We start from the raw sequence: 9277 nt of genomic DNA on the forward strand, positions 1-9277 counted from the left end.
GCCCCAGGGACCCTCCCCACCCAGAAGACACCGTAAGCATCCACTCACAGACACCGCGTAATCACAAGACGGTGCATCGCGCACATCCAGGGAGATGCAGGAGGTTGTTGGCAGTTTCAGGCGGGCAAAACTACCAATAACCTCCTGCACTTTCTGGCGAGCCGGTCCGGCCGGGGGGCTGACGAGGGATGGTCAGGCCGGCGGGTCGCCCGCTTGCAGCTGGCTGGCGTCGTCGCGGGCGCAGACGAGGTCGTCGAGGAGCTCACGGCGGCCGGCGTAGCGGGTGGCCAGGTGTTCGGCCCGTTCGGGGGCGAGTCGGCCGAGCCGGGCGGGATCGGAGTTGTCCTGCATGTCAGCTCGCTTCACGACGACGGCGAGCGGGTCGGCGGCGACGCGGGCCAGGTAGTCCCGCATCGACTCGTCGGGCCGGTGCGACAGGGCGTCGACGGCGGCGACGACCGGCGCGGGGTAACCAGCGGCCGTGAGGTCCGCGAGCGTGGTGTCGCTGTCCTCGACGACGTCGTGCAGGACGGCGGCGAGCTGCGCGGAGTGCGGGTCCACACCGGCGGGCCCGGCAGTGTGGACGACCGTCGCCATGACCCGCAGGGGATGGCCGATGTACTCCTCGCCGCCCTTGTCCACCTGGCCGGTGTGCATGCGGGTGGCGAAGGCGATGGCGTCGTCCAGCGTCGGGCCGGCGGTCGGGCCCTGGTCCGGTGACGTGCCGGGATGGTCGGATTCGGCCGCGTCAGTGGTGGTCGAGGGCATGCTTCGACCGTACGACGTCCACGATGCCCCGGATTATGGCGCTGAGCTCATAGTCCCGGGGCGTGAACACCGCGGCGACCCCGAGCCGGGTCAGTTCCCGCGCGTCCGCCGGCGGAATGATGCCGCCGACGACGACGGGGATCTCCTCGGCCCCGGCCGCGCGCAGCCCGTCGAGCACCTCGGGCACCAGGTCCAGGTGGGCGCCGGAGAGCACCGACAGGCCGACGACGTGCACGTCCTCCTCGACGGCCGCGGCCACGAGCTGCCCGGGGGTCAGCCGGATCCCCTGGTAGACGACCTCGAAGCCGGCGTCGCGGGCGCGCACGGCGATCTGCTCCGCGCCGTTGGAGTGACCGTCCAGGCCGGGCTTGCCGACGAGCATCTTCACCGGCCGTCCGAGCTCCTTGCCCGTCCGGGCCACCAGGGCACGCAGCTCGTCGAGCCCCGTCGCGTCCCCGCCCCCGCCGACGGCGTCACTCACCCCGGTCGGCGCGCGGTACTCGCCGAACACCGCTCGCAGCGTGTCGGCCCACTCCCCGGTGGTGACGCCCGCCCGCGCGCAGGCCAGCGTCGCGGGAACCAGGTTCGCCTCGGTGCCGGCGGCGGTGCGCAGCCCGAGCAGCGCCTCTGCGACGGCGGACGGATCACGCCCGGCCCGCCAGGCGGCGAGCGAGTCCCGGGCCGCGGGCTCGAAGGACGGGTCGACCGTCTGGATCGCCGTGTCGAGCTCGGCGAGCAACGGGCTCGGCTCGGTCTCGGTGAACCGGTTCACGCCGACGACGACGTCCTCGCCGCTCTCGATCCGCGCGCGCCGCGCCGCCTGGGCGGAGACCAGCGCCGACTTCAGGTAGCCGCTCTCGACGGCGGCCACCGCCCCGCCCATCGCCTGGACCCGGTCGATTTCGGCGGTCGCGTCCGCCACCAGCCGGCGCACCTGCTCCTCGATGACGGGGGAGCCGGTGAACAGGTCGTCGTACTCCAGCAGGTCGGTTTCGTGGGCGAGGATCTGCTGGACGCGCAGGGACCACTGCTGGTCCCACGGCCGGGGCAGGCCCAGCGCCTCGTTCCAGGCGGGCAGCTGCAGCGCCCGGCACCGCGCGTCCTTCGAAAGGGTGACGCCGAGAGTCTCCAGCACGATCCGGATGACGTTGTTCTCCGGCTGGGCCTCCGTCAGCCCGAGCGAGTTGACCTGCACGCCGTAGCGGAACCGGCGCGCCGCCGGGTCGCTCACCTGGTACCGGGAGCGCAGCAGGTCATCCCACAGCGCCCCGAACGCCCGCACCTTGCACATCTCCTCGACGAACCGCTCCCCGGCGTTGACGAAGAACGAGATCCGGGCGCACACCTCCCCCATGCGCTCGGCGGGGATCGTCCCCGTGGCCGCCACAGCGTCGAGGACGGCGATCGCCGAGCACATCGTGAAGGCGAGCTCCTGCACCGGGGTTGCCCCGGCCTCCTGCAGGTGGTAGCTGCAGATGTTGATCGGGTTCCACCGCGGCAGCTCCGCCACCGCGTAGGCGATGAGGTCGGTGACCAGCCGCAGCGACGGCCCCGGCGGGAAGACGTACGTCCCGCGCGAGAGGTACTCCTTGATGATGTCGTTCTGCGTGGTGCCGGCCAGCTCGGCCGGGTCGGCGCCCTGCTCCTGCGCGACGACCTGGTAGAGCGCGAGCAGCCACATGGCGGTGGCGTTGATCGTCATCGACGTGTTGGTGCCGGCCAGCGGGATCCCGTCGAACAGCCCGCGCATGTCGCCGAGGTGCGCGATCGGCACGCCGACCCGGCCTACCTCGCCGCGGGCGAGCGGATGATCCGGGTCGTAGCCCGTCTGGGTCGGCAGGTCGAAGGCCACCGACAGGCCGGTCTGGCCCTTCGCCAGGTTGCGGCGGTACAACGCGTTGCTCTCGGCCGGGCTGGAATGCCCCGCGTAGGTACGGATGATCCACGCTTGGTCACGCCGCCCGCGCCGGGCGGCAGGCTCGGCCGGATCCGATCCGATCGGCGTCGGGAAAGGCCGGTCCCGAGCCAGCCTGTTCTGCTCCGTCGAACGGGTATGCACGTCCGTCATGGCCGCTGCCTCTCCCCCGCGCACGAGGCCGGCCGAGTGGCCGACCGGCGGTCGGGCCGCACCGACCCGGGCCCGCGGTGACCGCGGGCGACGGGACGAGGCTAGTTCGGACCACCCGCCTCCGCTCGCCGACCGCTCCCTCGGCTGCGGTCAGAGCGGGACGGCTCAGCCGAAACAGGGCGGCGGCTGGCCGTTCCAGACCTGGATGAGGGGCATGGGAATCCTGTCGCAGGCACGCTGACCGTTGTCCACGATCTTCCACGGGCCGGTGCCGATTCGGCTCCATACATGCGGGTCTGCCGGCGGCGGACTGGCCATGCCGGCGACCGCGATGCGGCCGATCGCCCAGAACTCGTCGTGGTCGGCGTCGACTCCCTCGACGGCTCCGAAGTACATGTGGTCCAGCACGGTCACCTGTTGGGCGGTAATGCTGCCGTCGCCGCCCGCCGCCTTGATCTGGTTGGCGACGGTCCACTGCAGCGCCAGCCGCAGGACCACCGGATCAAGCTCATCCGTGACCCGCACCTGGTGCGCCTGGCCAGGATGGCGCGACGCCGACCAGAACGGGAGACGCATGGCCGGGGACAACTCGGGCGCGAGGGTGGCCGTCGCCGTGCTGGTTCCGCCCGAGCCGCGGTCGGCGGTGGCGTAGCCGATGCCCACGCCGATCAGGACCGCGACGAGGAACGCCGCGAGCACGACGGCCGGCCGCAACTCACGCGCGCCGAGAAGTCCCGCAGGCCGCGCACTGCGTTCGCCGGCGATGTTCACCCGCGCGGGCACCTCCACGTCCTGCAGACCTCCGTCCGGCGTCCAGCATGCCATCAGCCGGGCCAGCGACCCGAAAGCAGTACCCGATCAGCAGGTACCCGGCAAGCATGCCGCATCGGAAGTCCCGCCGGTACGCGGGCGCGCCCGAGATCACGGTAAGCATCCACCCCGGTTCGGTCCGCTCTACTTGGTCGCCGACCGCAAGCGTGGCGCCGCGGGACGGGGCCGGACGGGGCGGGGGCGGGACGGCTCAGGCGTGCCCGACGTGCACCAGCTCGGTCGCCTCCTCGAACCGCAACAGCCGCCCGAGCCGGTCGGCGGCGAACATCCGGCCCAGCGCGCTCGGCACGTCGACAAGGACCATGGATCGGCCCGCCGCCCTGGCTCTGCGGGCCCCGCCGAGCAGCACCCCCAGCGCCGCATGGTCGCCGAGCTCCAACTCGGCGACGTCGACGCGCAGCGGCCCGCTGCCGTTGTCGATGGCGGCGTGCAGCAGGGAACGCAGCGTGCCCACCGTCCGCACGTCCACCCTGCCCACCAGCCGCACCGCCTGCCCGGGGCGACTACCCACCTCGGAGGAGGCGTACATGTCCACCACGTTCACACCGTTGTTCATGTGGTCTCCAGTCCCCGGCCGCCCGGCACCCCCGCTCACCGTGACGCCGGCGCTACCAGCTATCCGCGCCGACCGCGGGTAGCACCCAGGTGCGGTTCCGCGCATGGCGGACCGTCGTGCGCCCTCCCGCCTCGTCCGAACCGTCTCCCTCGGCCACGGGGGGTCGGGGCCGGTAACCTCGATGATCCCAGTCGTCGCGGCGCGATGTTTCCGCTGTCGGATTCCGTGGCTGGTTCAGGACGGATCACGGCGGGATTTCCTGCCGATCCGCCGGGCGTCTGGGAGCATGGAGGCTGGATTGCCGACGGGCGAGGAGTTCCGCCCGAGGCTCCCTCGCGGCCCCGTACCCGGCCGCCGCGCGGTGATCGGGAGGTGCCAGGTGGCCGTGAACTCGGCGCAATACCTCGTCGAACCGGTGTTGGCGATGCTGACTGTGGGGCTATTGATGATCATGGCCCGCTGGGCGTCCACCCCGCTGCGCGCGCTGCCCCGCGGGGTCGTGCTCGGCCACGACTTCGGGCTGCTCGTCCCCGTCGCCGTCGTCGACACCCCCGCCGAGGTGAGCCGGGCCCGGGCCGCCCTGCGCACGCAGGGCATCCGCTCCACCTGGGCGATGGCGATGACCCCGCTGCACATCGACTCCGCGGGCAACATCCTGTCCCGCCCCCGGCAACGCCGGCACGTGCTCGTCTTCGGCGCCGACGCGCCCCGCGCCACCCGCGCCCTGTCGACCCCGCCCGGCGGCCTGTCCTCGCAGACCTGAGCCTGTACTCCGCCCACCGCGCGGGCCGCCCAGGCCGTCGAGCCGTCGAGCCTGCCCTCAGGCGACCGCCAGATCGGAGACCCGCCGGATGTCGGCGCCGAGTGCGGTCATGTTCTCGACGAACCCGGCGTAGCCACGATCAATGTGGTAGACGTCGGTCACCTCGGTGTCGCCCTCGGCAACGAGGGCGGCGAGCACCAGGCCCGCGCCGGCCCGCACATCCGAGGCCATCACCCGGGCCGCCGTCAACCGGTCCGCGGGCCGCACGATGACGTGATGGCCGTCGGTACGCAGGTCCGCACCGAGCTTGTGCAGCTCGCGGCAGAACACGAAACGGCTGTCGAAGACGTTCTCGGTGATCAGCGACGTCCCCGTGCTGATCGCCTCCAGTGCGATGATCTGCGGCAGCAGATCCGTGGGGAACCCGGGGTAGGGCAGGGTCACGACGTCGATCGAGCGCGGCCGGTCCCGGCCGACCACCCGGAACCCGTCGTCACGGACGTCGATCTCCGCGCCGGCCTGCACCAGCTTCTCCAGCACGATGCCGAGATGCCCGGCCCGGCCCTGCCGGATCATGATGTCGCCGCCGGTCATCAGCGCACCGATCGCGTACGTGCCGGCGACGATGCGGTCCGGCACCGTCCGGTGCTCGACCGGGGCCAGCGCGTCCACGCCGTCGATCACCAGAGTCGACGAACCCGCGCCGTCGATGCGTCCGCCCATCGCCGTCAGCATCTCGCAGAGATCGGCGATCTCGGGTTCCTGCGCGGCGTTGTCGATCACCGTCGTGCCCTTGGCGAGGACGCCGGCCATGAGGAGGTTCTCGGTGGCGCCGACGCTCGGGAAGTCCAGCCAGATCGACGCGCCCTGCAGCCGGCCCGAGCAGCGCGCCACCAGTACGCCGGCCTCGACGTCCACGAGCGCCCCGAGCTTCGCCAGCCCGTTGACGTGAATGTCGAGCGCCCGCGCGCCGATCGCGTCCCCACCCGGCAGGGCGACCCGAGCCTCCCCGCACCGGGCGACCAGCGGGCCGAGCACCGCCACCGACGCCCGGATCCGCCGGACGAGGTCCCCGTCGGCCGCGAACCCCGGCATCTCGGGGACGTCGATGCTCAGCCGGCTACCGTCGACGTCCCGTTCGACCACCGCCCCGAGCCCGTCCAGCACCTCCGCCATCACGGTGACGTCAAGGATGTCGGGCACAGCGGACAGAGTCGTGCGACCGGCGGCCAGCAGGCTCGCGGCCATCAGTTTGAGAACCGAGTTCTTCGCGCCCGGGATGGCGACCTCGCCGATCAGCCGGGTGCCGCCTGTCACGACGAAGCGCTCCACGGACCTCGATGCTAGGTCCTGGCGCAAAGATCTTCACCGGCACCCACCGGATTGACCCCCGCCACCCTGTGCGCTTGCCTCATCCCGGTCCGTCCGCCGTCACCACGGACACCCCGTCGTGCGCCCGGACGAACGGCTCGCCGCGCCCGGCCAGGGCATCGCTCACCCGCACCGCGAACGCCGGCACAAACCTGGCCTGAGCATCGTCCGGCGACAGCCAACGGACCTCCGTCGCCTCCTCGGTCGTGGTGGCGATCGAACCCCCTGTGAAGTCGCACAGGAAGACCATTGCCACCACGCCGAGCGGCAGGTTCAGGTAGACCCCCGTCATACGGACGGGTCGGACGACCGCGCCGGTCTCCTCGATGACCTCACGGCACAGCCCGGCGTGGATGGTCTCGCCGCGTTCGAGAACTCCGCCCGGGATCTGCCAGGCTCCGGTGTCCCTGCGCCGGATGCACAGAATCGACCCGTTCTCTCGGAGTGTCACTCCGGCTACGCTCACCGAATGCATGTGCGGAACGTACTCTTTGCCACACACAAACCGGGGTGAGCGGCGGTCTCAGTCAACGGCTGGCGGATCTGCCGCCGGAGACAGATCCGGGATTCGGCACCGCCGCGCGGGCCCTGCTGGCCAGACCGGACGCGAGCGACGAGGACCTGACCGCGGTCCTCGAAGACGCCGACCAGCCCGAGCAGACCCGTTTCAACGCCTTCTACTGCCTGCAGGTACGGGCCTGGCGGCGCAAGGACCACCGCCGGCACCGCGCCAACACCGACCGGTACCAGTCACGGTTCGGCCGCCATCCGATGTTTTTCTACCTGCAGGCCGAGTACTACGCCGCCCTCGGCGGCGATCCCGCGAACCTCGACGCCGCGTTGACCTTCGCCGTCGAGGCAGTCGAGCGGTTGATGGGTGTCCCTGGCGTACTGCACCTGGCAGCCGAGATCATCGCGGACCGTCATGAGCATGATCCTGACAGCGACCTGCGCCTGCTGCTGGACGCCGAACGGCATATCCGTCAGGCCATCGCCCTCAGCGAGGGCCGGTACCCCCGGTACCACGCCACCCACGCCAGGATCGCGACCTTGCGGGGCGCGTTCACCGCCGCCCGCGCCAGCATCGCGCGGGCCATTGAGGACGAGGACTCGACCGGCGCCGAATACGCCCTGCGCATCGGGGATTACCAGCTCATCCGGTCACGGATCCAATATGCCCAGGAGGCCGAACGCCTCGGCGCCCGTCAGGAGGAGGCGACCCGCGAGCTGCGGCAGATTCGCAGCCAGGTGCTGGAAATCATGGGCCTGCTGGCCGCGGTGATCGCCTTCATCACGACGGCGGCGAACATCGCGGCCGGCCAGCCGGCCCGTCCGGCCGCCGGACTGCTCACCTTGGCCGGCGGCGTCACGCTGCTGGTCTTCTGGGGCTTCCACGTTCTGCTCATCGGCGCCGTCGGCGGCGGGTCCGCCTGGCGGCGGGTCGCGCCGGCGGTCGTCGGCGCCATACTCGTGACAGCGGGTTTTCTCATGACCGGGTGGGGGCCGACGGGTGCGGGTGCTGCGGTCCATCAGTCGGTCGGACAAGGCGCATAACGAGGATGCGGCCGGCTGCCGTCCGGACGGACTGTGGGTGATCGACGGCGCGACTCCGCTGGGCGGCGAGACCGCGGTGGACGGCCGTTCCCCGGCGGCCTGGCTCAGCGGCACGGCTGACGCGTTTCTCGCCCGGGTGCCCTGGGCCGGCCGGCCGCTGCGGGCGGTGCTGTGCGACCTCATCGGCCATGTCCGGGCCGAGGGGCCGCGAGCCGGGCTGCCGGCCGACGGCTTCCCAACGGCCACCCTGAGCCTGGCTCGCGTCCTCGACGGTCGGCTCGATCTCTGCCTGCTCGGCGACAGCCCCGTCCTGCTGCGCCAGCCCGGCGCCGCCGTGGTCGAGTTCGTCGATCCGCAGTTCGCCGGGGTGGAGGAGGCTCTGCTCGACCGGGTCCGCACCGAGCTCGACCGCGGCGACGAGGCCGCCGACGCCTACGCCCGTGCCGGCGCCCGCAACCGGGAGCGTCGACGGTGGCGCAACACGCCGCGAGGTTCGTGGGTTCTCTCGAACGTGCCGGCCGCGGCCGACCATGCCTTCGTCACCACGCTCACCGTGGTGCCGGGGACGGAGTTGGTCGCGATGTCCGACGGATTCGCCCGCGCCGTTCGGCCGTTCAGCCTGGTCCGTGATGACGCCGAGCTGCTCGACGAGGCCGCCGCAGGCCGTGAGTCCGAGCTGCTCGACCGGCTGCGCGCCGCGGAACGGGCCGACCCCAGCTGCGTGCGTTTCCCCCGCTTCGGGGTGAGCGACGACGCCACCATGCTCTACGCCCGTCTCTAGTGCGGCACCTGAGTGGTTCTTTGCTGGTCCGGGTCAGGTCGATTGTTACTTCCAGTAGCCGGTGGGGTGGACGAGACCGGGGATGTGCGTGGGAAAGATGCCACCTGGGTCCTCCTGCAGTGACAAATCGGGCGCCGAACCCTCCAGAAGGACCCAGGTAGGCGCTCTCCCACGCATCCACCACCGACACCCAAGAGCCGCCGCCACGTTCCGCGGTCGTCACGGCGGCGCACGGCCCGCCCCCGCTCCGCCGCGGGGCTACGACACCGACGCCGAATCACGTCCGCCCACTCGAACGCCCCCCCGTCCGCGCCGCCGGCCGAGGCCCGCCGGCTGCGCCTTCTAACCGATCACCGACGTCCGCGCCCAGTCGCGGTGTGCTCCCTGCGCTGCGGTGCGATGAGTACGGTTCCGCGGCCCAGACGGCCCAGACGGCCCAGACGGCGCAGAACGCACCGCAATCCGCGGTGCCCGCCGGTGCGCGGGCCACCATGCGTCAGCGAGGCCGACACCGGCATCAGCATCGGCGCCGGGACGTGACCCTTCAGGTCCGTCGCCCGGCGCGGGGCGGGGCGGGCTCCCTAG

9 protein-coding genes are annotated in these 9277 nt (G+C 71.9%); 3 read left to right on the forward strand and 6 right to left on the reverse strand.

Features of this window, described 5'->3' with window-relative positions; all coding sequences use genetic code 11:
* Positions 1 to 192 precede the first annotated feature (192 nt).
* From NBZ85_RS22390 to NBZ85_RS22405, 4 genes are all read right to left on the reverse strand, one after another.
* The gene (locus NBZ85_RS22390; RefSeq protein WP_261560406.1) at positions 193 to 768 is read right to left on the reverse strand and encodes a phosphohydrolase; all 576 of its coding nucleotides are present in this window, start codon (positions 766 to 768) and stop codon (positions 193 to 195) included.
* On the reverse strand, positions 749 to 2836 hold the full coding sequence (locus NBZ85_RS22395) for a protein meaA (RefSeq protein ID WP_261560405.1): 2088 nt from the start codon (positions 2834 to 2836) through the stop codon (positions 749 to 751). The genes NBZ85_RS22390 and NBZ85_RS22395 overlap by 20 nt, the downstream gene beginning before the upstream one ends.
* 165 nt (positions 2837 to 3001) lie before the next feature.
* On the reverse strand, positions 3002 to 3625 hold the full coding sequence (locus tag NBZ85_RS22400) for a hypothetical protein (RefSeq protein ID WP_261562542.1): 624 nt from the start codon (positions 3623 to 3625) through the stop codon (positions 3002 to 3004).
* 232 nt (positions 3626 to 3857) lie between these two features.
* On the reverse strand, positions 3858 to 4223 hold the full coding sequence (locus NBZ85_RS22405; RefSeq protein ID WP_261556150.1) for an STAS domain-containing protein: 366 nt from the start codon (positions 4221 to 4223) through the stop codon (positions 3858 to 3860).
* Positions 4224 to 4608: 385 nt separating this feature from the next.
* On the opposite strand from NBZ85_RS22405, the gene NBZ85_RS22410 reads away from it, so the two are divergent.
* Positions 4609 to 4986, forward strand: a complete 378-nt coding sequence (locus NBZ85_RS22410; protein ID WP_261556151.1) for a hypothetical protein — start codon at positions 4609 to 4611, stop codon at positions 4984 to 4986.
* Between the two features lie 57 nt (positions 4987 to 5043).
* Here NBZ85_RS22410 and murA read toward each other — a convergent pair whose 3' ends face one another.
* Both murA and NBZ85_RS22420 read right to left on the reverse strand, forming a co-directional pair.
* Positions 5044 to 6303 (reverse strand): UDP-N-acetylglucosamine 1-carboxyvinyltransferase, encoded by a 1260-nt coding sequence (gene murA / locus NBZ85_RS22415; RefSeq protein ID WP_261562543.1) that lies wholly within the window; start codon positions 6301 to 6303, stop codon positions 5044 to 5046.
* Positions 6304 to 6397: 94 nt separating this feature from the next.
* On the reverse strand, positions 6398 to 6832 hold the full coding sequence (locus NBZ85_RS22420) for an NUDIX hydrolase (protein WP_261556153.1): 435 nt from the start codon (positions 6830 to 6832) through the stop codon (positions 6398 to 6400).
* Positions 6833 to 6867: 35 nt separating this feature from the next.
* Here NBZ85_RS22420 and NBZ85_RS22425 point away from each other — a divergent pair, with 35 nt between their 5' ends.
* Both NBZ85_RS22425 and NBZ85_RS22430 read left to right on the forward strand, forming a co-directional pair.
* Positions 6868 to 7911 (forward strand): hypothetical protein, encoded by a 1044-nt coding sequence (locus NBZ85_RS22425; RefSeq protein ID WP_261556154.1) that lies wholly within the window; start codon positions 6868 to 6870, stop codon positions 7909 to 7911.
* A gap of 37 nt (positions 7912 to 7948) precedes the next feature.
* On the forward strand, positions 7949 to 8692 hold the full coding sequence (locus NBZ85_RS22430; RefSeq protein WP_261556155.1) for a hypothetical protein: 744 nt from the start codon (positions 7949 to 7951) through the stop codon (positions 8690 to 8692).
* The last annotated feature ends 585 nt before the right edge of the window (positions 8693 to 9277 follow it).

It is taken from the genome of Frankia tisae, from assembly GCF_025403405.1.
GTDB lineage: Bacteria > Actinomycetota > Actinomycetes > Frankiales > Frankiaceae > Frankia > Frankia tisai.